The organism is Streptococcus sp. 20925_1_44, assembly GCF_041432435.1.
GTDB lineage: Bacteria > Bacillota > Bacilli > Lactobacillales > Streptococcaceae > Streptococcus > Streptococcus infantis.
The window spans coordinates 239,760-266,434 of the sequence record NZ_JAPVZQ010000003.1 but is presented as its reverse complement, the minus strand read 5'-3'; the positions used below and the strand labels follow the sequence as shown (position 1 = coordinate 266,434).

Genomic DNA, 26,675 nt, shown 5'->3' with positions numbered 1-26,675 from the left:
GCCTTGTCATAGTTTGGTTCTTCTGGCTGTTCTGGTGTTGGCGTATCATCTGTGCCATAATTTTCTTCCTTATCAAGGATCGTTTGCAAAGCTGCTACTGTCTTCAGAACTTCTTGTGCATTGGCATCACTTGCTGAAAGTTGCTCAGATAATTTATCCAAGTTTGACTTGAAGGCTTGACGTGCCTCTGGAGTATTCTTCAAGCTTGTCTGGTCAAACTTAACCAACTCATCCTTCCAGTTCTTCATGGCTTGGATTAACTCTGCTTTGGTATAAAGAGCACTACCTTCACCATGAGTGATGAACTGGTCAACTTGGATACCAATATTTCTCGTAGTATCATTACGTTTTGGATCCAATTGCAAGGTTACAGCATGCCAACCTTCTTCGAGTCCAGTCAAACGAACGAGAGTCTGACCACCTTGACGAGTAGTGGCTGTACCACTGAAGTACTTCTTACCGTTGTACTCAGAAGCATTACCTAGGCCATCTTGATACTCGACTTTTCTACCGTCTAACGTCACCTTGTAGATACCATGTCCTGGATCCACATATCCTTTGATCTCAAGACCTGTTCCGTAGAAGTAGGCTGTTACGCTAGCATTTTTCTTCTGCTCTTCTGTCAAACGTCCAAATGACGCCCATGATTCTGTATTTTGGTATTTATCAGCTGAGTTCGTTTCATGGTTCCAACCTGGACTATAGTCAAGCTGAGGTGCCTGATCGTCATAGCTTGTCTGGTCTTTTAGGAGCAATTCTGCCTTCATCACTCGAATAGTAGCTTCTGAAGCAAATCCAAGAAGGGCATTGTCAGAAACGCTAGTCATTTTCACTTTGAAGTCAAAGATTGAATCAGCTTGCTCTGTAAAGTCGATCGTTGGAATCGTGATTGTTTTCTCAGTTTCACCGTCTTGGAAAGTCAAGTCAGCAGTTGTATCCTTATAAACTTTACCGTGAACCCCTGTTCCTGGTTCTGTTACAACGTGAACTGTTGCTACTCCTTTGCTACCACCAACACGCTTAATGGTTACAGTAACCGGTTGACCTTTTTGAACTTCATAGGTCGTTTCTTTCATCTCAAACATACCTTTACCAGCATTGTTGAGCGTGTAGATACCTTCCGTTGCAATAGGCTCGCCAGTCTTATTGACAAGCTTGATAGTATGTTCACCTGGAGCCAAGTCAGCTGTTTCATAGACCATCTGACTACGCTTGCGAGCTGCATTTTTTGTTTGGACATCTGCAACCTTTTGACCATCCACGTAAACGGACATTTCACCGTGGTTTGGATCAACTGTAGACACTACATATGCTTTTGTTCCAGTGAAACGGTAGGTTACACTAGCATCTTTTTGGTTAGTCCACATAGATGTTCCACGGACGCCTTCAGATTCATCATACCAAGTTGTATTCTCTCTGTCAGCAGTTGTATTTGAATGGTAATCTAGTCCTAGAGGGTAACCATCTGTCTTCTCGATACTGCTTGGTGTCTTATAAACAGAGAAGTTTGTCAAAATTGGAGTCGCTTGTGCACCAGTAATGGTTACACGAATCTTTTGTGCCTCTACTGGTTGACCTTGGATAAGACGACGATAACCAACAGTTGACCCTTCACCGTATGGTACCCAACGACCATTGAGTTCAACTTCAACCTTGAATCCAGAGATACGCTGCCCCTTAGCGATGTCTTCTTTCAGTTCGACTACGTCAAAACGTCTCTTTTGTCCAAGATCGACAGTAAATTCACCTGTCTTAGCATCATTTGCTAGTGCCCAGCTCGTATCATCCTTACCATCTGTCAAATGACTTGCTTGATACAAGTGATTCTTACGAGTAGAGCTTGCAGTTACAGTTGCACCCTTAGCGAAGTCAGTTGCATACATTTGATCCAAGGTTGCTCGGAATTCTTGCAAGCGAGCGACATCTGCATCTGCGAATTTACCTTCTTTATTAGGTGGAATATTGAGGAGAAGTGGCGTTCCACGACCAACAGACTTGAAGTATATATCCATCAAATCTTTGATTGATTTTGGCTGTTGATTGTCATGGTAGAACCAACCTGAACGGATAGAAACGTCTGCTTCACCAACTGAGTACATATCTCCTTCTGGATCTCCATGGTTGAGATATTCATTCTTCACATCATCAGTGATTTTAGCTTTCTTGACCTTATGCCAAACTGGATCTCCGGCGATACCACGTTCATTACCGATCCAACGGACACTTGTCGGTTGAGCAGAGAAGATAGCGATATCTCCTTCAGCTTTCTTGATGTACTTGAACCACTCATCAAAGGTATACGTTACTTTTTGAGCTCCGCTACCACGCGCACCGTCCATCCAAACTTCGATAAACTTACCTTTGTTTCCGTATTTAGGATTGCCAAGGATTTCCTTGAGTTGGTTGAGGTAGTATTCGTTGTACTCTTTCTCAGTTGCAACATGATATTTAGGATGGTTGGCATCCCATGGTGATAGGTAAACACCCATATTCATGTCATACTTAGTCGCTGATTTAGAGATCTCTTCGAGAAGGTCTCCCTTACCATCTTTCCACGGACTAGCAGCGACCGTATGGTCTGTATATTTAGATGGATAAATCACAAATCCGTCATGGTGTTTTACAACCATGATTGTTCGTTTGAATCCAGCATCCTTCAAAGTCTTAATCCACTGATCTGTATCAAGGTTTGTTGGATTGAAGTACTGAGGATTTTCTCTACCATTTCCCCACTCAGAGTTGGTGTAGGTATTCATACCATAGTGGATGAAGGCAGCCAATTCTTCCTTGTGGTAGTCCAATTGAGCCTTGCTTGGAAGTGGACCGTAAGCAGCAATTTCTGTTTCTTCATCTTTTGGATCAACCACTGGAGTTACAGGAGTTGCTGGTTTTGGATCTTCAATCTTTTCGTATTCAAAAATAACTTCATTCACCCCTTTATGCTTGATAGTCGCTTCTTGACTTGCATTTACTGCACGATAACCTGCAATTTCTTTGGCTTGGAATCTATGAACAAAGGAAACATCGTATTCTTTACCTTCGTTATTATCCACATCTGCAGTTGTCAACTCTTTATCAGAGTCTTTTAAGCGATAGTGAACCTCAAAGGAACCTTTGTTCACTTTATAGACTACTTTAATGACACGAGTTCCTGCAGGAGCCTTGCTCACAACACTATAATCATCTTCCCAAGCGTCTTTCAATTGTTTATTGACAGCTTTGCCATCAATCGATACAATCTCATATTTGTCTTTATTCTTCTTGAAGAAGTCAGTCTTTTCAATTTCTGTTTTATAGTTATAGTTGAATTGAGCACCAACTTCTGCCTTATCTACAAAGGTATCGTTTTCTTTGACCGGATTATCATTTTGGTCTAGGTGTTCGACAACAACTCGTCCATAGTCAACGCCTTCAAGGAGAGTTGCTACACCACTTTCATCGAATGAATATTTGTTTTCACCGATAACTGCTGTCTTATTTCTTAACATTTCTCCCTCTGGAGTGAAATAATAACGGCTACCGTTATCGCCTTGATACCAGCCTTTAACACCGTATTTATCAATGATTCCTTTAGCCCATGCTAATTGTTCTGGAGACAAGACTAGACCTCCACCGAAGCGGTCTTTTTCAGCAATGTTCGCATTATCAACAGTACCACGTTGGTGGATCCCAATGACCTTACCATCACCGTTGATAATTCCACCACCAGAAAGACCTGATACAGAAGTCAAACGATAGGTAACACCTACTGTTCCCTTATCATCATACTTTTCAGTATCTCTAACGACACCGTCTGCCTTATACAATTGACCAGGTACAATCGGTTCCTTCAATTCTGGAGAAGTTGAATCTGTAGGATAGCCAATCGTACTAACAGGTTCTCCAGCTTTGTATTCCCGATGCTCTGCTAACGGAGTAAAGGTTGCTGCCTTATTTGGACTTGCAATCTGTACTGGAACTGGAGCCACAACCAAGGCTAGGTCATTCTTGTATCCTTCACCAAACTTATCTTTATTCCAGAAATGAATATCCTTTTCTTGGAACAAAACAGTTTTTCCTGAAGTTGGCAATGATCTTTCTTTTGGAGTATTAGAACCAACATTGTAGTAGAACTTAGCAGTATCACCACCTAAGATATTACCAGCATTGGTTTCGGCATCCTTCTTCAAGAAATTGTGAGCGACTGTCAGCATGATATTTGGAGCCACAAAGATACCTGAACCTGAATTGAGGTAACGCTGAGTTCCACCGTCTGCTAGAGGTGAACTGTAGATTGTGTAAATCATGGTAGCCGATGTAGCTGGTTGCCCTTCATAATTGATATGCTTAAGGTCTTGGCCACCATTGATAATAGCTCTATTTTCTTTTTCGCCTTCAGTTGTACTTGCTTCTTCAGCTTTTAAAATACTTTTAGTTTCAACTTTCGGGCTATCTTTTTCTGATACAATGGCTGAAGTGTCAAGTTTCTTTACTGGTGTATCAGGATAGGCACGGTCAGGAATTTCTACTGGAAGTAAATCTCCAACCTCTTCAGTAGTTTTAGTTTCTTCTGTTACTTTTTCTGTAGCAGGAGCTGCTTGTTCAGCAACTTCTTCTTTTACAGGACTCACTACTTCTTTAGTTTCCTTAACTTCTTTAGTTTCCTTAACTGCTTCAGATTTTTCTTTATCGACATCGATTACTGGTTTGGCTTGACCTTCTACTTCCAGTTTTGGCTCTGTCACAACTTCGTTAGCGGCAACATTTCCAGATGCAAAAAAAGCCAGTCCAACTGCCACAGAGGCTACACCAACCGTTAGTTTACGAATACTAAATATACGACTTCTTTCAAAAAAATACTGTTTCATCAAATTCTCCTAATGAACAAAAGCAGTCAGCTACTGCAAGAGCCCAGTTTCTGCTGGCGACAATTTTATTTCTCAGTGCTACTTTAAAACTCTTCTTCCTCCCACTCTTATCTTCTGTTTAGATTCATTTTTAGAAATCGCTTACATTTTTTCTGAATAAAAAAATGACTAGATTTTACAACCGCTTTTTCGAGATTTCTCAGTATAATAAATATACTATATTATCTCAAGAAATGCAAGGACTTCCAAAGTTTTATTAAAGTTTTACCTAGCTTTTTTCCTGCCAAAAAAACCTAAATTGGCAAAGCCAATTTAGGACTGTTTGGTTCTGAAATGATAATAAGCACCGAGCATGCCAGCAGTATTCTGATGGTGGGCAAATTCAAGTCGAGTCTTGTCTGCCAAGCTTGGAACAAGCGAATCTTTCAAAGCCTTACGGATTTTTGGTTTCAAAATTGCTTCTTGCCCCATGATACCACCACCAAGGATGACAACTTCTGGATTGGCAACATAACAAATATTTGCGAGACCCTTACCAAGGTAATCCACCATACGGTCAATTCCCTCCATACAGAGTTTGTTACCTTCGGTAGCTTCTTTGAAAATTCTGCGACCGTTCCACTGTTCCACTTCATCTCCATGTGCATCAGCCACATACTTAACAAGAGCTGTCGTAGACGCTAAATCCTGGAAAGCTCCATCTTGCATGTGCAGATAACCAACCTCACAGGCAGAATTACTAAAGCCATGAAAAACTTGGCCATCAATGATCAAGCAACCACCGATACCAGTCCCAATCGTCAAGCAAAGGGTAATACTTGCGCCCTTTCCTGAACCAGAGACAGCTTCAGCAAGCCCTGCACAGTTAACATCATTTTCAATTTCACAAGGAATGTTAAAGCTTTCTTCAATTTCCTTTTTAAATTGGGTTCCGGCATAATTTGGAATCTGTGGACCAGCGTAGAAAATCTCACCCTTATCAGGATCGACCATTCCCGCCGAGGAAATGGCTACACCTGACACTGGTCCTTTTTCTAGATAGCTAGCTACGATATCTTTTGTTTTCTGTAAGATGTGTGGACCACCCTTGTGAGCCTCAGTCGCTACTTCGTTAGTCTCTACAAGTTGTCCTTCTTGGTCAATTAAACCGTATTTGATATTAGTTCCACCAATATCAATTGCAACGTAATTAGTCATAAAGCCTCCTATTGATTAGAGGAAACGCTCCTTAGTTTCACGAATCAATTGAGCAGCTGCTTCTACAACTGGACGATCTTCTTCGGTCACTGGTGTAAGTGGAGAACGAACTGATCCGATGTTAAGCCCTTCATTGATTTTCAAGACTTCCTTAATCACACAGTACATATTACCATGGGCTGCAGTCAATTTGCCGATGATAGCGTTGATAGCGTATTGCAATTCACGCGCTGTTTCTAAGTCTTTATCCGCAATCAATTGGTTGAGTTTCAAGAAGAGTTCTGGCATAGCACCATAAGTACCACCGATACCAGCTTTTGCTCCCATGAGACGTCCGCCTAGGAATTGTTCGTCTGGACCGTTAAAGACGATATGGTCATCGCCACCAAGGCTGACAAAAGTTTGGATATCTTGAACTGGCATTGAAGAGTTCTTAACACCAATGACACGTGGGTTTTTCAACATTTCTGTGTAAAGACTTGGAGTCAAAGCAACACCTGCCAATTGAGGAATGTTGTAGATAACATAGTCTGTATTTGGTGCTGCAGCACTGATGTCGTTCCAGTATTTAGCAACTGAGTACTCAGGCAAACGGAAGTAAATTGGTGGGATTGTCGCAATAGCATCAACACCCAAGCTTTCTGCATGACGAGCCAATTCAATACTATCTTTTGTATTGTTGCAAGCTACGTGAGCAATGATGGTCAATTTACCTTTAGCAACTGCCATAACTTCTTCCAAGATCAATTTACGGTCTTCTACACTTTGGTAGATACACTCACCTGAAGAACCATTAACGTAAAGTCCTTGAACACCTTTATCAATAAAGTATTGTACCAAGGCACGAGTACGTTCTGGGCTAACTTCACCCGCATCATCATAACATGCGTAGAAGGCAGGAATGACACCTTCATATTTTTTTAAATCTGACATAGATTTCTCCTAAGATTTCTTTTTTCTGCTTTGAGCAGATGATTTTTTACTATTTTAGTATACACCTTGTAAAAAGCGCTTTCAATACATCTCAGCCACTTAGATTCTAATTTCTATTCATCTCCCATAGCTTTTCTTGTTTGAAAGTAGTTTCATGTCGTTTTCAATCTGCCTGATATTTAGCAAACAATTTTTCCATTAATCCAGCTTGGCAAAAGGCAAGAAGACCAAAGCCAAAGAGTAGAAATGCTGAACCACCAAGCACTAGAGTAAAGCCTGATAGATAGAGAAGCATAATGATTAACAAAATAATCGCAAGCATCAAGAAGAACCAAACGAAGTTAAAACTTACCAAAAGCAAGCCCTTTTGGAGCACTTCTTTCCAAGTTAATTCATAGCGTGCAGCAATTGGATAGCTAGCCAACATAACTAGGGTTAAAAATATCAGAATTCCCAAGCAAATAGCTTTAATGAGCTGAAAGGCAACACCAGTTTGACTCCAAAATAGTGATAAGTCAACCACACTGATTAAAAAGATTCCTAATTCCAGCAAACCTAACTGAAAACCTAATTTCAAATTTTGCTTAAAGGCTCTAATATAGATTTTGAAAACAGGAATACGACGGCTGCGCTTCACTTCAAAGATAGTCTGATAGAGACTGATTTTTGCTACTCCAATAGTTACAATAGGCAAACAAGACACAACAAAGAGTAGGTTAACCGTCACGATATCTAAAACCTTCTCGCAAAAACGCATTAGAAAGTTATCCGTATCGAATGCCGCTTTTATCAATCCAGATCCTTTATGTGCCATTGTTTCTCCTCCTAACTGACTAATCGATTAAAATTTTAAATAAATATTTGCGAACTTTATCTTCCATACCTGCATAACCATTAGGCTGATGAGGTTCTCCTGGGAAGAAAACTGCAAAATTATGATATCCCAACAAGAGTGGGTATTGTTCGTGACAATGAACAAAGCCAATATCGCTAGCTTCATCAAAGGCTACAGCCTCATCTTTGATACGAGAACCGTAGCTAGAATACTCATGTCCTTCAACTAACAAATGTAAGTCTGCATAGTTTTTATGATGCTCAAAGCGATCATTTTCTTCTTTGTTGAGAACATTTTCCTGCACAACTAAGAAGACCTTATCTCCATCAATGTCGTATTTACCTAATTCAAAAGTATCTTTACGATGCTCATAGAGATAATCAATAGCCTTGTCCAGATTTGGGTGAATTCCCTTGTAAAAGCTAATGTTTTTTAAATCATCAAAAATCATAGTAATTTCCTTCGCTTCTGATGCTTATTGCCAATTTGATTTATCTTTTTATAATTTCCCTTAAATAGTGCGGACGGAAGGTAAAATTATCCAGTGGATGATTTTAGAAAACCATGAAATAAAAGACCTAATTTTTGAGCTCCTCGCTCATTTATTTCTAGGCTCAGGCTAAAATAGTTCCCCGAACTATTTTACTCTCAAAAATTCCGTCCAAGATAAGTACAACATTCTTGTCTTGGATACCACTAAAATGGGAAATAACTATTCTAGATAATATCTAAAAATCAAAAATCAAGTTTATAAGTGTCTAACAAAACTTCATGAAGTAACCAACTCCTCTCCATTTTGTAGACACTTATAATACTATATCGTTCTCAATAAATAGATTTTCCTATTCTCAATTAAAATTGAAGAGCAAACTAGGAAGCAATCCGCAGGCTGTACTTGAGTACGGCAAGGAGTCGCTGACGTGGTTTGAATTCAATTTTCGCAGAGTATTAACCTTTGACCGCTCCCATAGTAATCCCTTGAGTGAAGGATTTTTGGAAGACAAGGAAGACTGTTACGATTGGCACAGCCGCAAGAGCAGCCCCTGCCATAATTAAACCATAGTTGGTTGCCATCTCAGCCTGCATAGTCGCAACTCCGAGTGAGATGGTCAAGTTGTTACGAGATGTCAACATAACCAACTGCATGAAGTAGTCATTCCATGTATTGATGAAGGTAAAGATTGCAAGAGCTGCAAATCCTGGTTTCACAATAGGGAAGGCTACGCTCCAGAAAGTACGAATCTCACCACATCCATCGATTTTAGCAGATTCGAGCAATTCTGTTGGAATGTTTTCACTGAACTGTTTCATGAGGAAGACCCCAAATGGCCATCCGATCAAAGGCAAGATAACCGCCCAAAGAGTGTCATGGATTCCCATGAAGTTGACGATACGTACCAATGGCACAAGGACAACTTGTTTTGGAAGAGCCATGGCAGCGATAAAGATAGCAAACAGAATACGTTGTCCATAGAAACGTTTCTTAGCCAAGACATAACCTGCTAGGGATGAAGTTGCACAAACCAAGAACATTGTTACCAATGAAATGAAGACTGAGTTCCACATCCATTGCAAGGCTGGGTTTTGCACCATCAATTGTTGGAAGTTCTCCATTGTTGGAGCTTTAGGGAACCATTGTGGTGGAATCATAATGGTATCCGGTTGTGATTTGAATGCACCTGTCAAAATCCAGTAGAATGGAAAGATAAACAGTACAGTCAATAAAAGCAAGAAGATGGTTGAAATAACAGTGAAGGCTGTTAAAGGTTTCTTTTGTGTAGATTGCATAGCTGTCTCCTTTCTATTAATATTCTACGTCGTTTCCAAGTACTTTAAATTGAACAAAGCTGACGATAGCGATCATAACTGCCAAGAATACACCAATAGTATTGGCATAGCCATACTCAGTCAATTGGAAGGCTTTTTCGTAAAGGTAGTACATAAGTGTACTTGTTGAGTAGTTCGGACCACCGGAAGTCAAAAGCTGAATCAAAGCGAAACACTGGAATGAGTTGATTGTTGTAATGATTGCGATATAAAGAGTTGTTGGAAGGAGGCTTGGCCATTTAATCTTCCAGAAAACTTGTAACTCAGTAGCTCCGTCGACACGCGCCGCTTCAACAAGTGAGTTATCAATATTACCCATTGCAGCGATGTAAAGGATGATTGGCTGACCAACTGATGTTGTCAAAAGAATAATCATAATCGCCATCAAAGCCCAGTTTTTATCACCCAACCAAGAAATGTTTTGGCTAATGATATGGCTTGACTTAAGCACGAAATTCAAAATACCTGATAGAGGATCATAAATCCATTTCCATACAACCGTTACGGCAACACTACCTGTTACAACAGGAAGGAAGAATACAAAACGATAGAAGGATCTAGCAACTGCATTTTGTTGGTAAGTTTGTGATGCCACAAATAGTGAGAAGAGTACAACGACTGGTACAGATCCGATAACTAAGATTACGGTATTAATCAAAGATTTTGTAAAGACAGGGTCTTTAAACATGCGGATGTAGTTGTCCAGTCCCACAAACTCAAAGCTAGTCATCGAGTAGTTAAAGAAACTAGTGATGAATCCCATGATCATTGGAGCTAGGACAAAGACGGTAAAGAAGATTAATACTGGTGCTAAGAAAGCATAAGAAACAATTGTTTCTCTCATGCGAATTTTATTGACTTTCACAGTCGGCACCTCACTTTCAAATAGTTTTTGTTTTTTTATTGTTGTCTGACATTGATGTAAAATCAAAATGAAATTTTTTCCAAGAAAAACCTATGTAAGAACTTCATTTTAATTTTGACCTGTTAGTTCCTTACATTTTTTAAACAAAACTCCCCCTTTTCGTACACAAATGTGCACAGGGAAAAGGGGGGATTTTACTTTTTATTTAGGGCTTATTGTTTAGCTGCTTTTTTGATTGTTTCATTCGCTTTTTCAGTGAATGTCTTCAAAGCTGCAGCAGGTTGTTCGTCACCGTTAGACACTGATTGCAACATTGGGAACCATAGAGTTCTCATTTCAGCAAATCCGTCGATTGTGTTGTAGTATGGAGAGTAGTATTTAGTCCAACCACTGATAGTTTCCATACGTTTATCATCATAAAGTTTTCCAAATGAAGTACGAACTGGGAAGGCACCTGTACGAACTACGTCTTTAGGACCCCACTCTTTATCATCAGCGATGAATTGGATGAATTTCTTAGCTGCAGCAACTTTCTTTTCATCTTTGTTGTTAAATACTGCAAATCCGTTTACAAGGTATTCAAGAGCTGGTTTGCCTGAATCAGATGGGAATGGAACTTCTACCACTTCAACTTTACTTGCTTCCAACAATTTAGCTTGGATACCGTTTTGAGCTGGTGCCCAAAGGATTGTGTATGATGTTTGACCGTTTGCAAAGTTTTGGATGTCTGCTCCACCGTCAAATTGTGAACCGTTGTTCAACAAACCATCTTTGATCCAGCTAGTTGCTTTTTCAAGACCTTTGACGAACTTAGGATCATCAGTTGTGTATTTAGTAACTTCTTTGTCTGTTACAGAACCGCCGTAAAGGTTAGCGATGAAGGCACGTGTTCCTTGGTCTCCCCCTTGACCAGAACTGAACAATGAACCTGGAGTGTATCCTTTGTCTTTAAGTGCTTTCAAGACTTTTTCAAAATCATCTGTTGTCCAACCTTCTTTAACAAGGTTAGCTACACCAGCATCTTCCAACATTTTCTTGTTCATAGCCATGTAGAATGGTGCAGAACTGATTGGATACATGTATGCTTTATCACCAGCTTTACTTGCTTTAATGATGTTTTCATTGTTAACATCTTTAACAAATTCATCTGTAAAGAGGTCATTCAACTCAGCTAATTTACCATTTTTACCGTAATTAATGATACGACCTGGTGCATCGAAAAGTACATCTGGAGCAGTTCCAGCTTCAATAGCTGTCGTGATTTTTTCTGGACCAGATTTGAAGTCGATTGTTTCTAGTTTAACTTTGATATCTGGATTTGCTTTTTCGAAAGCTTCGATGATAGATTTTTCATAAGTTCCTACACCGTCACCTGTTTTTTCTTGTGTGAAGACAGGGAATGCCCACCAAGTAATTTCTGTAGTTGCAGCAGCAGAGTCGCCACCTGATTTAGCCGCATCTTTGTTAGCGTCTGATTTGCCACAAGCAGCAAGAGATAGAACAGCAGCACCCGCAAGTACTGTACAAGCTAGTTTTCTAAATTTCATTAGTATTCTCCTAAATGATGATATGCGTATCCGAAACGGATAATGAGTATTGACAACTTTGTATACGTTTACATTTTGTTTTACGAATCAACCACTCTCCTCGTGTTTTAATTATCTTATTTGAGACCTGCAACAAATCGTTCCGTGATCTCTTTTGGTCTAGTAATAGCGCCACCAACTACGATGCCTCGCACTCCGTAACCTAGGATTTGCTTAGCCTGTTCTGGTGTATGAATTTTTCCTTCTGCGATGACGTCTACACCTGCATCGCATAGTTTCTTGATGAGTTCAAAATCTGGACCATCCACTTTTGGACTATAAGATGTGTAGCCTGACAAGGTTGTTCCGACAAAGTCAATTCCCGCCTCAACTGCTGTTAGTCCTTCTTCAAAGGTACTTGTGTCAGCCATCAAGAGTTGGTTTGGATATTTTTCTTTGATTTGACGGATAAATTCTTGAATCTCTAGGCCATCATGGCGTTCTCTCTTTGTACAATCTAGAGCGATTACCTCAATATCTAGAGCTGCTAGTTCATCAACTTCTTTCATAGTAGCTGTGATGAATGGTTCCTGTGGTGGATAATCACGTTTGATAATTCCGATAATCGGAAGATTTGTGACCTCTTTGATTTCCTTAATATCCCGAACACTATTTGCTCGGATACCGACTGCTCCACCTTGCTCAGCCGCTTTGACTAGCAAGGGCATTACACCTCCCGCTTCTGTATAAAGCGGTTCGTGAGGAAGTGCCTGACAAGAAACGATGATTCCATCTTTAATCTGCTCAATCAAAGCTTCTTTACTGATCTGTGGCATCCACTTTCCTCCTTTTCTTTTTTCTTATGAGCCTATTATATATCATTTTTAAAGCGCTTTCAATAACTTGTACTAGAATAGATTGAAGTTTCAAAACAATTTTATGAAACAGAATCTCCTGAAAGTAGTTTCAGGGAGAAATACCCGAGTTTGAATCGCCTTCCATCCGCTTATTTCCACTAAAATCTTCGCTTCCTGCAAATAAAGAGCCTGTAACGAATAAACGTTACAGACCCTTCTAATATAAGTCTAAACCTTTTTATAGAGACTTTTTAGATTCAATGTTGCCATTAATCTTCTTTTTTCTTAGCCATTCCAAACAAGCCGAGAAGCATTCCAACCATTCCCACAGATACTAGAGGAGTTGAAACCTCACTTCCTGTTGCAGGAAGAGTTGGTTGTTGTGGTTGAGCTGCTGGAGCTTGATATGTCTTGTCTTGTTGTGCTACTAAAGTGACAAGCGGTTTTTCTTCAACCTTATATTCCGGAAGTTCGTTTTTGGCTGCTTCGACTGCATTTACTCCGCCTGTGAATTCTGGAAGTTCATGCTTAAGGGCTTGAACGGCATTTGCTCCACCTGCAAATTCTGGAAGCTCATTCTTGAGCGCTTCAACTGCGTTTACTCCGCCTGTGAATTCTGGAAGCTCATTCTTGAGCGCTTCAACCGCGTTTACTCCGCCTGTGAATTCTGGAAGCTCATTCTTGAGCGCTTCAACTGCATTTACTCCGCCTGTGAATTCTGGAAGCTCATGAACTGCAGCTTCGACTGCATTGACACCACCTTCGAATTCTGGAACTTCCACTGTTGGTGCCGCCTCATCACCTACTGTTGCGCTAGGAACAGAGTGTTCAGGAAGCTCAGATTCAGATGATGCTTCACCATTTACGTCACCTTCGAATTCTGGGACTTCTACTGTTGGTGCTGCTTCATCACCTACTGTTCCAATAGCTTCAGTGTACTCAGGAAGTTCTGTTACAGCTGCTTCGTCACCATTGACACCACCTGTAAATTCTGGGACTTCCACTATTGGTGCTGCTTCATCACCTGCTGTTCCAATAGCTTCAGTGTACTCAGGGAGCTCAGCCACAGCTGCTTCGTCACCATTGACACCACCTGTAAATTCTGGGACTTCATGGATTGCCGGTTCGTCACCATTAAAACCATTCGTAAGTTTAGTACCTACCACAGATACTGGCAAGTTATGCATACTTTCAATTGCACCCGCTTCAATAGCTGTAACTTTTTGACCGATATCTTCAGGAGCTATTGTAAATAGGAGAGTCTTAGTATCATACTGAGTCATGAAGGTTGCAGTCTTACCATTAGCTAGTTTGAGAGTTGGAGCTTGATTTACCAAGACTTCTGAATCAAATTCCATAGCAATAATGCCTGGCCATTTTTCCATAGCCGATGTAACTTTAACTTCTTTAGAAGCAAGTCTCTCTTTAGTTAGATAATCCCAGTTGAATTTCTTGAAGGATAGAGTATATGGATTGCCACCAGCTTCATGGTGTTCATACAAGAGACCAAATTCTTTTGGTCCAATTTGTTGAAGTGAGTTATAAGCATACTCACCTTCTTGAATCAAATGATGGTGCAACCAAGTCAACTCGCCATCTTCTTCTACGCGAGCCACTCGAATGTAGCCATTCTTACGACCTGGTCCATTAGCATTTGCTAGAAGGATATACTCTTTACCATCTTGAACCGTATGAGTCGCCGCCATTTGAACATAAACATCGGGTACATCATAGCGTGCTACATAGTTGTCCCATGAAATACCACCATCATTACTTGTCGCAACTTGCAAATCACCAGTCAAACCACGCATAAAGAGTTTTAACTGACCATTATTCAATTGAACAACAGAAGCTTCCGTATTTTGAGCGTAGTAATTGTTCATGTTGCTTGAATCAACTACTGTACCATCATGAAGTGTACGATTGTCATTGACACCGCCACCCATATGCCAAGTCTTACCATGGTCATCTGAATAGATGATGCGAGATGATTGAGAACCGTTGAGATGGTTAGCTCTGTTTGTCGTATAGACAGGGACGACAATCCGACCTTTATGAGGTCCATTCTGGAGGGTAATTCCCACTCCAGGTCCCACACCTAAGAATTTCATCCAATCAGCTTTAACCATTGGAGTAATATCTTGTGGCGCAGACCAAGTCTTACCATCATCATCACTGTAAGACATCCATAGGTAGCTGTCTTTAGCAATTCTAAATGGAGAAGTTTTATTGCTTGTAAAGTAGATATTTCCTAGTAGCTGCTCACCTTGATAAAGATCGCCTTTATCACTATAAGCAGGTTTGACAGGATTTACAACAACACGGTAATCCGTTGCCTGACCATCTGGTGTGTAGACAACACCATTTTCACGAATCGTATAGGCTCCATTTTCTCCTTCACGGTATAGAATTTGATACGTTTTTCCATCAATTTCCTTATAGGCAACTTCTCTTTCAGAAGACATTCCGAAGATTCCTTTACCTTCTGGGAACATATCGTAAACTGAGAAGATTCGTTTAGTTTCCGTATCTTGGACCAGAACCATATCGATGTTTACTGGTGAACCAATGTTTGGATCCTTGGCTTTTGGATTGTCACGTAGATTCGTAAGAGTGATGCGATCGCCCCATGTTTGGCCCTTGTCTTCACTTCGTTTAACGACCATACCGATATCACCCCAGTCATAGTGGTGTAAGCGGCGTTCGTCAGCACCAGCAATCAAAGTTCCCTTGTCAGTCTTAAGGAGGGCTGGAATACGATAGCTATTATTACCATCTGGATTTGACTGCCCATTTTTACCCGCTGTGAAGACATCTGTTTTTTTAGAAATTTCAGCCCCTTCTGGAAGTTCTTGCTTCAAGTCTCCTCTTTCAAATAATTGACTTCGTGTTCGAACTTCATCTTGTGTTAAAGCACGGTCGTAGACTGTTAGATTACGAACTTGTAGATTTGAGCCCCAAACTGTCTTACTTCCTCGTTTGGTTGCTCCGATTTGAACGTGGTTAACATCTGGCATATCTTTGATGAATTTCCCAGATTTTAGACTTGTTCTAGACAAGACACCATTTACATATAGACGAACTCTTCCAGTAGGGACTTCAGTTGTTGGTTTTTCCACAGTAAAGGTAACTGAATTCCACTGACCTGGGCGAACCTTTAATGGCGCATCGGTGTATTTATCATAGAATTGCGCACCATTTGCATCACGACCTTCGATAAGGGCTGTATTATCAAAGACTGACATAGTGAAGTACTCATTTTCCTTGGTATCACTTGATACAGAGAAAAGATTGTAAAAACGTGGTGCCGATGCATCTGGTTTGAACTCCATATGCACTGTTGCATCTTGAAGTTTCTTTAGTTTCTCTAAGTCACTTGTAAGATCATCTCGCTGATTATTTTCTGCATTGGTTGTAACGTCATTTTTTTCTACGACAGTGTTGACATTTTCCAATTCTCTTGAGTAATAATCACGAGCGATAGCTTCTTGTTTCTCAGTTTCTTCTGTCTTATCAGTTTCAGCTGCTGGAGTTTCAGTTTCTGTTGGTTTTTCAGAACCTGGATTTGCTTGTAGCTCCTCACGGTTAACTTCTGTTCCTTTGTCCGTCGCTGCTGCCAACTTATCAGCAAGTTCCTTATCTATGTTAGCCAGATTTCCTGATTCTACTTCTTTTGGCAATTCTGGCAAAGCTTGTCCAGCTGTTTCACCACTGGTTGCTGGAGCTTCTTGAGCTAAAACTGGCGACGCACCAAAAACAACTGCCCCAATGACTACTGATGCAGCTCCTACTGTAAATTTTCTAATTCCAAAACGTTGTTTCCGTTCAAAATATCTCTGTGTCATATTTTTCCTTTCTTTTTACAAAAGTAAAGCGCTTTCTTTTTTATTTAAAATTTTTTGCCTCCAAGGCATAAATCATGTAAAGAAACTGTATTATTGATGGGTTTCCCCATTCTTTTTCATCTGAAATGTGGCTACCTTTATTTACTTTCTTCCAGTAAGCAACCATTTTACTCCTTTCGACTTGATGTTACACCTATTATATAATAAATATTCTAAATAATAGCCTTAATAAACTATAATAGAATTTACTTTCAGATATATTTCTATGTTTCAAACTTTTTGAAACTACTTTCTGTACTCCTCAACAAAGAAAGCCCTGTTTTAGCAGGGCTCTTTTTACATATTTCTAACGACCTACATAGGTAAAGGGAATCTCACTACCACACAACCAGTTGTAAACCTGGTCATTGACATGGACATTCATAGCCTCGTGAGCATATTCTGGCATGAGACGATAGCTCTTTTCACAAGTCAAACGATTGTAAATAGCGAACTGGGTGATTGGATAGCAGACATCGTCATCAAGCCCTGTAATCATTCTCACCTCACCTTTAATGCGATGGGCAAGGTTTTTCACATCGATATAGCCAAGTGTCTCCATGATCTGCTCTTCTGTCTCATGGAAAGGATCATGAAACTTAAAGTAACGAAAAAGCTCATCATAAGCTTCGCTGGTATTGCCAATTTCTAGCACTCGTCTAAAGTCTGACAAGAATGGATAGATGGCAACTGTTCGCTTGATACGTGAATTGAGACCAGAAGCCACTAGAGCCAAGGCTCCTCCTTGCGAAGCTCCATAACTGGCCAACTGTTCCTCATCTACTTGAGGGAGACTAGCTACAATCTCAATCAATTGATAAATATCAAGATAAACATCCTTATAGAAGAGTTCCTCTTTCCCTTCTACTGCACCACGGATGATTTGGCCCTTAACTGTATTTCCGAGAGGAGAACGCAAGCCATCTTGTGAGTAACCAGATTGCCCACGAACATCCATCGATACAACCCCATAACCAGCGACGGTAAAGGCTAGCATATCTGTCCAATCCCAGCAACGTCCCATATAACCATGGAAATGGAAAATGACTGGTACTTTCTCTTCTGATTTTGGTAAGACTACACGTGCATAAACAAGTCCATCACGTGTACCTTTAAAGGTTAACTCATAGCACTTAACATTTGGAATATGAAAGTCACGTTCCTCTAGTTGGTAGTCTTGCAAGACCGAAACCTTGTCAATCTCACCATCCCAAAAAGCATCAAAATCCTGAGGTACTTCATCTCTTCCTTTATATGTTTTCATTTCTTCTACTAATGCTGGATTTCTCATAGAACTCTCCTTTATTTTGTAACCGTTATCATAACTGTAGCACATATGAGGAAGCAATGCAAGAAAGAAAGGGAAACGGAAAGTGGATTTAATGTCCGACCCCAGCAAGAATGCCTCTGAAAGTAGTTTTAAAAAAATAAAAAAGAGCGATTTCGCTCTTTTCTTAGTATTTAGGAGAAGGTTGAGTTTCCTTTTGAAATGTCTTTTGGTAATTTACTTTAATAGTTATGAGAGAGTCCTCGTTTCTTTTTGATGACTCTAGTATAGATACTCACCCTAAAAGCAAACTTAACATTATCTTAGAAAAAGCTTAATCCAGATATTCTTTCTTCTCAAGATTTAAGGTAATCATGTGCCACTCTGGGTCCTCTCTCCAATTTGGGAGGGAGCTGATATAGCTAGCTACCTTTCTGGCTTCCTCAAGGATTGGGAAGTCTTCGATGATATCAGCCACATGAAACTCTGGTAGACCTGACTGTTTAGTTCCAAAAATTTCACCAGAGCCTCGCATTTTCAAATCTTCTTCTGCAAGGACAAAACCATTGGTCGTTTCCGTCATGATACGCATGCGGTCTTTCCCAGAGTCAGTTTTTGGATTGGCCACTAGAACTGCATAGGATTGCTTGTCTCCACGACCGACACGTCCTCTGAGCTGGTGAAGTTGACTAAGTCCGAAACGGTCAGCATCCATGATAATCATTACTGTCGCATTGGGAACATTGACCCCAACTTCGATAACTGTTGTAGAGACCAGGATATCTGTCTTTCTCTCTTTGAAATCCTGCATAATTTGGTCTTTTTCATCACTCTTCATCTTCCCATGTAAGAGAGCAACTTTTGCTTTCCCAGCAAAATGAGTTGTTAACTCCTCTGACAAAGCAATGGCATTTTTAAGGTCCAGAGCTTCAGATTCTTCAATCAAAGGAGAGATCACATAGACTTGGGAGCCTTTCTGAATCTCACCCTCCAACCAAGTCAAGACCTGAGGCAACTGTTCATGCTTGATCCAACGAGTAACGATCGGTTTACGCCCTGCTGGCATCTGATCAATAATAGAAACATCCATATCTCCAAAGGCAGTGATAGCTAAGGTCCGTGGTATCGGAGTTGCCGTCATCATGAGGACATCTGGGTTTTCACCTTTTTCCCGTAAAATACGCCTTTGCCCTACACCAAAGCGGTGTTGCTCATCGATGATAATCAAGCCGAGTCGGGCATAGTCCACGCCGTCTTGTATAAGAGCATGGGTTCCGATAATCACATCGGCTTCCCCCTTAGCAATGGTTTCCAAGACCTTGCGTTTTTCTGCAGCTTTCAGTGACCCTGTCAGGAGAGCTAATCTCAAATCAGGAAAGAGACTCTCTAGACTTTCAAAATGCTGCTCTGCAAGAATCTCTGTTGGAACCATAAGGGCAGCCTGATACCCTGCCGTTACAGCTGCATACATAGCAAGACCTGCAACCACTGTCTTCCCGCTACCGACATCCCCTTGCAAGAGTCGATTCATGTGATGGTCCGACTTCATATCTGTTAGAATTTCTTGCAGGCTTTTTTCTTGGGCTTGGGTCAAGGCAAAAGGCAATTTCTCTTTAACTGTAGTTAATGTTTTCTGAGACCAGTTCAAGACCAGACCACTTCCATGAACCTTATTTTCAGACTTGAGGGTCTGTAATTGCATTTGGAAATAAAAGAGTTCCTCAAATTTGATTCGACGGAGAGCCTGTTTGTATTCTGCCAAATCCTTAGGAAAATGCATGGCACGAACAGCCTGACTACGAGGCATGAGTTTGTATTTATCTAGCAAGGACTGGGGGATGTTTTCTTCTATCAAGAGGTCCAGTCCTTGATCAAAAGCGGTCTTGATGACCTTAACAAGTCCTGCTTGACTGACGCCTTGCGCTAGGCGATAGACAGGCTGGAGATCATCCTCGACTTGGGCTAAAACCTTCATACCTGTGAGGCTTGCCTTGGCACGGTCCCACTTGCCAAAGACAGCCAAGGTTGCTCCTAGTTCAATCTTGTCAGCTAGGTAGGGTTGGTTGAAGAAATTAACTGCAAAAACAACCTCCCCCTGCTTGAGGCTAAAACGTAAGCGATTACGCTTAAAACCATAATACTGAACACTGGCTGGTGTCACTACCTGACCAGATAAAACAGCCTTTTCACCCTCTTCTAGCTCTAGCACCTGCTTAGTCTTAAAATCTTCATAACGGAAAGGGAAGTAGAGCAAGAGATCTTGCAAGTTTTCAATTCCTAGTTTGGCATATTTCTCTGCTGATTTAGGTCCTACTCCTGGTAAGACATGCAAGGGTCGATGTAAATTCATGCTCTACTCCTTTCCTTCTATTTCTTAATAATATTCTCTTGGAATTCGATCACTGAGGAGACAAACCACCTCATAATTGATGGTTCCTCGGTAAACTGCTACATCTGTTGCAGTAATTTCTTTATCACCGTCTGAGCCAATTAAAGTTACCTTGGTACCCAATGGGTAAAGCTTAGGTAAGCGAATGGTGATTTGGTCCATGGATACACGCCCTACAATGGGACACAATTGGCCATCCACCAGAACTGAGAAATTCTGCATGTCTCGTGTCCAACCATCTGCATAACCGATTGGCAAAGTGGCAATGACTTGCTCACTGTCTGCCTGATAAGTCGCTCCGTAGCCCATACAAGCACCAGTCTCTACTGTTTTGACATGAACGATGGCTGACTCCAAAGTTAAGGCTGGTTTTAGTTCATAAGGCAATTCCAATACTTGTCCACTTGGATTGAGACCATACATGGAATCCCCCATGCGAACAGCATTAAAAATCGTTTCCGCATGCCATAAAGTCGTTGCGGAGTTACTAGCATGAACCAATTCCGGTACTTCATTCAAGCCTGCAATGATTGTCTTGAAACAGTCCAACTGTTGCTTAAAGTAGTTATCTGACTCTTCATCTGCAGTAGCAAAGTGCGTAAAGATTCCCTCGACATTAGCACCATGGTTTTTGAGCATAGCTTGGGCTTGTTCGGCCTCACTGGCACTTCTAAAACCAATTCGTCCCATGCCTGAGTCAATCTTAAGGTGAACGGTTAAACCAGCTAAGTCTGACTCAGTATCAAGGAGATTCTCAAGCCATTCCAATCCCGCCACTGTCAAGGCAATATCAAAATCCTTAGCCAATGAAAAAGATTCAACCTCAGATACTCCCAAAATAAGAATTTTCTTAGCGATCCCTGCCTGACGGAGTTCGATGGCTTCATCAATATTTGACACACAAAAGCCATCTACATCATCCTGGATAGCTCTTGCAACAGCTATCGCTCCATGTCCATAGGCATTGGCTTTCACAACCGCCCATTTGAGGGTGTCTTTAGGAATGTGTGCTCCCATCTGTTGGATATTGTAGCGGATTGCTTCTAGATTAATAAGGGCCTTGGTTGGTCTATGTGGACTAGTTTTCATGATTTTCCTCCAAAACAACACTAGCTGTCACAAACTGTTCTGTATGGCTAATCGATAACCAAACATTTCCTGAAAATGGGGATTTGCTGAAGTAGGGAGCTCCCTTCTCATCGTTCAAGACTTCCAAATCCTGAAAGCCTAGCTTCCCAATTCCCGTTCCCATAGCCTTTGAGAAAGCCTCTTTAGCTGACCAACGACCAGCCAAATACTCGACCTGTCTGCGACCTTTGAGACTGGCAAAGCGCTCCATTTCCTTGTCTGTCAAGACACGCTGCGCAAAGCCTTCTCTTTTTTCAACTGCATTTTGTATAGAAGCTAATTCTTCAATATCGATTCCGTGTCCAACTATCATTTTCATCAAAAGGAGTTGAGATTCCCCCAACTCCATCCTTTTCACTTATTTTGTTAAGGTAGAATAGATTTCTTCTACTAAAGCTACTGTGTTTTCCCAGCCCAAACATGGGTCTGTAATGGAACGTCCAAAGATTTCTGGCTGGTTTTGGCGCCCATCTGCTAAGTAAGACTCAATCATGAAGCCTCGAATTGTCTTCTTAATCTTTTCATTCCAGGCACGGTTGAGAAGAGTTTGGCGAACAATGCGAACTTGCTCCATATACTGTTTTCCTGAATTATCATGGTTGGTATCAATCATGATAAAGGGATTTTCGAGCCCCATAGACTCGTAACGCCCAATAGCATCTAGAAGAGTTTCATAGTAGAAGTTAGGTTCATTTTTCCCATATTCATTCATAGCTCCACGAAGGATGACGTGAGCCAAGGGATTTCCTGAAGTTTCAACTTCTTGACCATGAAAGAGAAAGGTTTGTTTGTTTTGCGCAGCATAGATGGCATTAAACATCACAGATAGGTTTCCAGATGTTGGGTTCTTCATTCCCACTGGTGCATCGATTCCTGAAGCTACAAAACGGTGCTCCTGGTCTTCGACTGAACGCGCACCCACTGCATGATAACTCACCAAGTCATCAACCAAGACGAGATTGGCTGGATAGAGCATTTCATCTGCTGTAGTCAATCCTGTTTCTGTAATCACCCGATAATGAAGCTGACGAACAGCCTGTAAACCATTGATTAAGCTTGGAGCTTTAGAAGTATCTGGCTGATGAACCAAGCCCTTGTAGCCATCTCCATTGGTACGTGGTTTGGCCGTGTAAACACGCATAACCATGAAAATCTTATCTGCCACTTTTTTCTGCAAGTCTGCTAAACGACGGGCATACTCTAGGACTGCTTCTTCATTATCAGACGAACAAGGCCCAATGACCAAAAGGATACGATCATCCTTACCTGAAAGGATATCTGCTAATTCTTGATCACGATTTTCCTTATGTTGCAAGGTTTCTGCAGATAGCCGTGTTTCCGCCTTAATCGCTTCAATATCGATTTCTTGACCTTTCTCGATAAATGCCATATTATTCTCCTAGTCTTTGGTAGATTTCGCGAACAAGAGCTTCCGTATTTTCCCATCCTAGACATGGATCGGTGATAGATTTGCCAAATATCTCAGGTTCGTTTTGGCGACCGTCTTCTAGATAAGACTCAATCATGAATCCACGAACATATTTTTTAATCTTTTCATTCCAATCACGGTTAATTAAAGTCTGGCGAACGATACGAATCTGCTCCATATACTGTTTACCTGAGTTATCATGGTTGGTATCAATAATGATGAATGGATTCTCAAGTCCCATCTTTTCATACTGAGCAATAGTATCCATCAAATTATCGTAGTAGTAGTTAGGAATGTTTTTCCCGTACTCGTTAAGAGCTCCACGGAGAATAGCATGCGATAGAGGATTTCCAGTAGTTTCGACTTCTTTCCCTAGGAAAAGAAAACTCTGCTTGTTTTGAGCTGCATAAATACCGTTAAACATGACATTGAGATTTCCTGAGGTTGGATTTTTAAAACCTGTCGCAAAATCTGCTCCACTAGCTACAAAACGGTGTTGTTGATCTTCAACTGAACGGGCTCCAACTGCCATATAAGAAATCAAGTCATCTACTAAAGGAAGGTTCTCTGGGTACAACATTTCATCTGCTGTTGTCATTCCTGTTTCAGAAATAACACGGTAGTGCAGATGACGAACCGCCTTGATTCCATTGATGAGGCTAGGCGCTTCTTTGGCGTTTGGTTGGTGAATCAATCCCTTATAGCCATCACCATTAGTACGTGGTTTAGCAGTATAGACACGCATGACCATAAAGACGCGGTCTTTAACTTCTTCCTGAAGTTTTGACAAACGCTTAGCATACTCTAGGACTGCTTCTTCATTGTCAGACGAACAAGGACCAATCACTAACAAGATGCGTTGGTCTTCCCCACGAATAATTGCTTCAAGCTCTTGATCACGTTGGAGTTTGTTCGCAAGTACTTGTCCTTCTAGTTTAGACAAACTACGAACTTCATCGATATTAATTTTAGGGCTTTTTGCTGTAAAAACCATTATCCATCTCCTTATAAAGCAAACGGACGCCAAGCGAAAATTCACTTTTCACTAGGCATCCGCCTGAAAATTAGTCATTCTTAACGTCGTTTACCGTGACAGTTTTTAAATTTCTTACCAGATCCACATGGACATAAGTCATTACGTTTTACTTGACTGAGATCCAAATCAGCTGGAAGATCTTTCTGTTGCGCAGCAATATTTCGAGTTGCTGTCGTACTGATATGATGCTCAGTTTGTGGTCGTTCTTGTTCATGAATTTGTGCTTTCATCATCAAGCGAGTCACATCAAACTCAATCGAACCAATCATATCATTAAACATACGGAAGCCTTCCGCTTGATATTCCACGACAGGGTTGTTTTGGGCATAACCACGAAGACCAACTGCATTTCTCAACTGATCAAGGGCATCGATATGGTCAGTCCACTTGTTATCTACAACACGTAGAATCAAGACTTTCTGGAATTCTTTCACAGCTTCTTCATCACGAAGTTTAGCAACTTGGCTATCGTAGACTTTCAATGCACGTTGGTATAGTTCATCTTTGATAGCTTGGTCAGACAAACCTTCTAGGTCTGAAAGTGAAATCGAATCTTCTGGAAGCAAGTTGTACTTGGCAAAGTTCAAGATTGCTTCAAGTTTTTCATCTTGTTTAGAACGAGCATGCCCATCTACAATTCGTCCAATCGTACGGCGAATCATGGCGTGAATTTCAGGAGCCAAGTCACGTTCTGCAGTGATAACATCATAGCGTTGTGCGTAGATGATCTCACGTTGTTCACGCATAACGTCATCATATTGAAGGACTTGTTTACGAGTATCGTAGTTATTTCCTTCAACACGTTTTTGCGCTGCTTCGACCTGACGTGTCAACATACGAGATTCGATGGCTTCGTCAGACATATTCAGACGTTCAAAGACACCCTTCAAGCGTTCTGAACCAAAACGTTTCATCAAATCATCTTCGAGTGACAAGTAGAACTGTGATTCACCTGGGTCACCTTGACGACCTGAACGTCCACGAAGCTGGTTATCGATACGACGGCTCTCGTGACGTTCTGTACCAATGACACAAAGTCCTCCAAGTTCACGAACACCTTCACCAAGTTTAATATCGGTACCACGACCGGCCATGTTGGTTGCGATAGTGATTGCACCACGTTGACCAGCGTTCATGATGATTTGCGCTTCTCTGTAGTGGTTTTTAGCATTCAATACTTCGTGAGGCACGCCTGCTTCAACCAATTTCTTAGAAAGAAAATCACTGGTTTCAACGGCAACAGTACCTACCAAGACCGGCTGACCTTTTTGGTAACGCGCCTTAACATCTTCTACTACAGCCTTGAATTTTGCATCGAGGCTAGCGTAGAGAAGGTCTGAATGGTCGATACGTTGGATTGGACGGTTAGTAGGAATTGGAATAACACGAATGTTGTAGATTTCGCGGAATTCTTCTTCTTCTGTTTTACCAGTACCTGTCATACCTGCCAATTTTTTATACATACGGAAAAGGTTTTGGTAGGTAATCGATGCTGATGTCTTAGTTTCATCTTGGATTGGCACACCTTCTTTAGCTTCAATCGCTTGGTGCAAGCCATCAGAGTAACGACGACCTTCCATGGTACGACCTGTAAATTGGTCGACAATCAAGATTTCTTGTTCTTCGCTGACCACATAGTCAATATCAAGAATCATGATGTAGTTGGCGCGAAGGGCGTTGTCAATAAAGTGAGTCAAAGCCACATTTTCGATATCATAAAGATTTTCTAGTTTGAAGAAGCTTTCAGCCTTGTCAATACCTGAATCAGACAAACCGATTGTCTTAGACTGAATATCAATGATGTAGTCATCTTTATCCAAAGACTTCACAAAGTGGTCAGCCATGTGGTAGAGCTGGCTTGTTTCAACTGCATTAGCTCCTGAAACGATCAATGGTGTACGAGCCTCGTCGATCAAGATAGAGTCAACCTCATCGACCAAGGCATAGTTGAGCGGACGTTGAACCATATTCTCTGCACGAACAACCATGTTGTCACGAAGATAGTCGAAACCAATTTCTGAGTTCGTTGAGTAAGTAATATCACAGAGATAAGCTTCTTTTTTCTCCATTGGAGATTTCGCAGCCAAGTTGATCCCTACTGACAAACCAAGCCATGAGTACAATTCACCCATTTCAGTCGCATCACGTTCTGTAAGGTATTCGTTGACGGTAACTACGTGGACACCTTTTCCTGAAAGGGCATTAAGGTATACCGGCATTGTCGCTGTCAAGGTTTTCCCTTCACCTGTACGCATTTCTGGAACGTCACCGTGGTGAAGAACGATACCACCCATAACCTGAACCTTGTATGGGAAAAGTCCAAGAACACGCTTAGCTCCCTCACGTACAACCGCAAAGGCTTCGTACAAGAGTTGATCAAGCGTTTCACCATTTTGATAACGTTGCTTAAATTCTTCTGTCTTAGCTTGCAACTGCTCGTCTGTCAAAGCAGCCATTTCATCTTCGTATTTGAGGACTTTATCAGCCATCTTTTCTAAGCGGCGAAGTTCCCCTTTATCATTTTCGATGATTGTTTTTAATAAATTTGCCATTTTTTTCCTTACTTTAAATTCTGAATATTTTAGAATGTTCTTTTTATTGTAGCATATTTGCCCAGCTTTTTCAAGAAAGAATCCGTGTTTATACAAGCTAAAA

The 26,675-nt window shown here is 41.0% G+C and carries 17 protein-coding genes; all 17 read right to left on the bottom strand.

What is annotated here, in order from left to right:
* Window positions 1–4,847: alpha-L-fucosidase (locus O3643_RS05625; RefSeq protein WP_371500411.1), on the bottom strand; the 4,847-nt coding region annotated here is incomplete at its 3' end.
* Window positions 4,848–5,159: 312 nt separating this feature from the next.
* On the bottom strand, window positions 5,160–6,044 hold the full coding sequence (locus tag O3643_RS05620) for an ROK family protein (protein ID WP_036759079.1): 885 nt from the start codon (window positions 6,042–6,044) through the stop codon (window positions 5,160–5,162).
* A 15-nt stretch (window positions 6,045–6,059) separates the two neighbouring features.
* Complete coding sequence (locus tag O3643_RS05615) at window positions 6,060–6,977, bottom strand: dihydrodipicolinate synthase family protein (RefSeq protein WP_006149428.1); 918 nt, start codon at window positions 6,975–6,977, stop codon at window positions 6,060–6,062.
* Between the two features lie 163 nt (window positions 6,978–7,140).
* Entirely contained in the window at window positions 7,141–7,791 is a 651-nt protein-coding gene (locus tag O3643_RS05610; RefSeq protein ID WP_004250816.1) for a YesL family protein, read from the bottom strand.
* 19 nt (window positions 7,792–7,810) lie between these two features.
* On the bottom strand, window positions 7,811–8,263 hold the full coding sequence (locus tag O3643_RS05605) for a YhcH/YjgK/YiaL family protein (RefSeq protein ID WP_006155741.1): 453 nt from the start codon (window positions 8,261–8,263) through the stop codon (window positions 7,811–7,813).
* A 497-nt stretch (window positions 8,264–8,760) separates the two neighbouring features.
* Window positions 8,761–9,600 carry a carbohydrate ABC transporter permease gene (locus tag O3643_RS05600; protein ID WP_004250812.1) on the bottom strand — a complete coding sequence of 280 codons (840 nt, stop codon included), beginning with the start codon at window positions 9,598–9,600 and terminating at the stop codon, window positions 8,761–8,763.
* Window positions 9,601–9,616: 16 nt separating this feature from the next.
* Complete coding sequence (locus O3643_RS05595; RefSeq protein WP_053092415.1) at window positions 9,617–10,483, bottom strand: carbohydrate ABC transporter permease; 867 nt, start codon at window positions 10,481–10,483, stop codon at window positions 9,617–9,619.
* Between the two features lie 233 nt (window positions 10,484–10,716).
* On the bottom strand, window positions 10,717–12,051 hold the full coding sequence (locus O3643_RS05590; RefSeq protein WP_371500407.1) for an ABC transporter substrate-binding protein: 1,335 nt from the start codon (window positions 12,049–12,051) through the stop codon (window positions 10,717–10,719).
* Between the two features lie 116 nt (window positions 12,052–12,167).
* A complete protein-coding gene (locus tag O3643_RS05585) occupies window positions 12,168–12,866 on the bottom strand; it encodes an N-acetylmannosamine-6-phosphate 2-epimerase (RefSeq protein WP_006152943.1) in 699 nt (232 codons plus the stop codon).
* Window positions 12,867–13,156: 290 nt separating this feature from the next.
* Window positions 13,157–16,732: an SIALI-17 repeat-containing surface protein gene (locus O3643_RS05580; RefSeq protein WP_371500405.1), complete on the bottom strand. Its 3,576-nt coding sequence runs from the start codon at window positions 16,730–16,732 to the stop codon at window positions 13,157–13,159.
* A 346-nt stretch (window positions 16,733–17,078) separates the two neighbouring features.
* On the bottom strand, window positions 17,079–18,062 hold the full coding sequence (locus tag O3643_RS05575) for an acetylxylan esterase (protein ID WP_371500403.1): 984 nt from the start codon (window positions 18,060–18,062) through the stop codon (window positions 17,079–17,081).
* A gap of 310 nt (window positions 18,063–18,372) precedes the next feature.
* Entirely contained in the window at window positions 18,373–20,388 is a 2,016-nt protein-coding gene (gene recG / locus O3643_RS05570) for an ATP-dependent DNA helicase RecG (protein WP_371500401.1), read from the bottom strand.
* A 24-nt stretch (window positions 20,389–20,412) separates the two neighbouring features.
* Window positions 20,413–21,516, bottom strand: a complete 1,104-nt coding sequence (alr, locus tag O3643_RS05565) for an alanine racemase (protein WP_371500399.1) — start codon at window positions 21,514–21,516, stop codon at window positions 20,413–20,415.
* Window positions 21,506–21,868 carry a holo-ACP synthase gene (gene acpS / locus O3643_RS05560; RefSeq protein WP_371500420.1) on the bottom strand — a complete coding sequence of 121 codons (363 nt, stop codon included), beginning with the start codon at window positions 21,866–21,868 and terminating at the stop codon, window positions 21,506–21,508. Before acpS ends, alr begins: the two co-directional genes overlap by 11 nt.
* Window positions 21,869–21,913: 45 nt before the next feature.
* The gene (locus O3643_RS05555) at window positions 21,914–22,945 is read right to left on the bottom strand and encodes a 3-deoxy-7-phosphoheptulonate synthase (protein WP_006153034.1); all 1,032 of its coding nucleotides are present in this window, start codon (window positions 22,943–22,945) and stop codon (window positions 21,914–21,916) included.
* Window position 22,946: 1 nt separating this feature from the next.
* Window positions 22,947–23,978, bottom strand: a complete 1,032-nt coding sequence (locus O3643_RS05550) for a 3-deoxy-7-phosphoheptulonate synthase (protein ID WP_371500397.1) — start codon at window positions 23,976–23,978, stop codon at window positions 22,947–22,949.
* Window positions 23,979–24,058: 80 nt separating this feature from the next.
* Window positions 24,059–26,572, bottom strand: coding sequence for a preprotein translocase subunit SecA (gene secA / locus O3643_RS05545; RefSeq protein ID WP_254731139.1), 2,514 nt, complete (start codon window positions 26,570–26,572; stop codon window positions 24,059–24,061).
* Window positions 26,573–26,675 lie beyond the last annotated feature (103 nt).

Excerpts from the sequence above, each read along its gene's own strand:
- O3643_RS05580 (WP_371500405.1), bottom strand. The coding sequence starts at position 16,732 with ATGACACAGAGATATTTTGAACGGAAACAACGTTTTGGAATTAGAAAA.
- O3643_RS05605 (WP_006155741.1), bottom strand. The coding sequence starts at position 8,263 with ATGATTTTTGATGATTTAAAAAACATTAGCTTTTACAAGGGAATTCAC.
- O3643_RS05590 (WP_371500407.1), bottom strand. The coding sequence starts at position 12,051 with ATGAAATTTAGAAAACTAGCTTGTACAGTACTTGCGGGTGCTGCTGTT.
- alr (WP_371500399.1), bottom strand. The coding sequence starts at position 21,516 with ATGAAAACTAGTCCACATAGACCAACCAAGGCCCTTATTAATCTAGAA.
- O3643_RS05620 (WP_036759079.1), bottom strand. The coding sequence starts at position 6,044 with ATGACTAATTACGTTGCAATTGATATTGGTGGAACTAATATCAAATAC.
- O3643_RS05610 (WP_004250816.1), bottom strand. The coding sequence starts at position 7,791 with ATGGCACATAAAGGATCTGGATTGATAAAAGCGGCATTCGATACGGAT.
- recG (WP_371500401.1), bottom strand. The coding sequence starts at position 20,388 with ATGAATTTACATCGACCCTTGCATGTCTTACCAGGAGTAGGACCTAAA.
- O3643_RS05600 (WP_004250812.1), bottom strand. The coding sequence starts at position 9,600 with ATGCAATCTACACAAAAGAAACCTTTAACAGCCTTCACTGTTATTTCA.
- O3643_RS05615 (WP_006149428.1), bottom strand. The coding sequence starts at position 6,977 with ATGTCAGATTTAAAAAAATATGAAGGTGTCATTCCTGCCTTCTACGCA.
- acpS (WP_371500420.1), bottom strand. The coding sequence starts at position 21,868 with ATGATAGTTGGACACGGAATCGATATTGAAGAATTAGCTTCTATACAA.
- O3643_RS05585 (WP_006152943.1), bottom strand. The coding sequence starts at position 12,866 with ATGCCACAGATCAGTAAAGAAGCTTTGATTGAGCAGATTAAAGATGGA.
- O3643_RS05595 (WP_053092415.1), bottom strand. The coding sequence starts at position 10,483 with ATGAGAGAAACAATTGTTTCTTATGCTTTCTTAGCACCAGTATTAATC.
- O3643_RS05550 (WP_371500397.1), bottom strand. The coding sequence starts at position 23,978 with ATGGTTTTTACAGCAAAAAGCCCTAAAATTAATATCGATGAAGTTCGT.
- O3643_RS05555 (WP_006153034.1), bottom strand. The coding sequence starts at position 22,945 with ATGGCATTTATCGAGAAAGGTCAAGAAATCGATATTGAAGCGATTAAG.
- O3643_RS05575 (WP_371500403.1), bottom strand. The coding sequence starts at position 18,062 with ATGAGAAATCCAGCATTAGTAGAAGAAATGAAAACATATAAAGGAAGA.
- secA (WP_254731139.1), bottom strand. The coding sequence starts at position 26,572 with ATGGCAAATTTATTAAAAACAATCATCGAAAATGATAAAGGGGAACTT.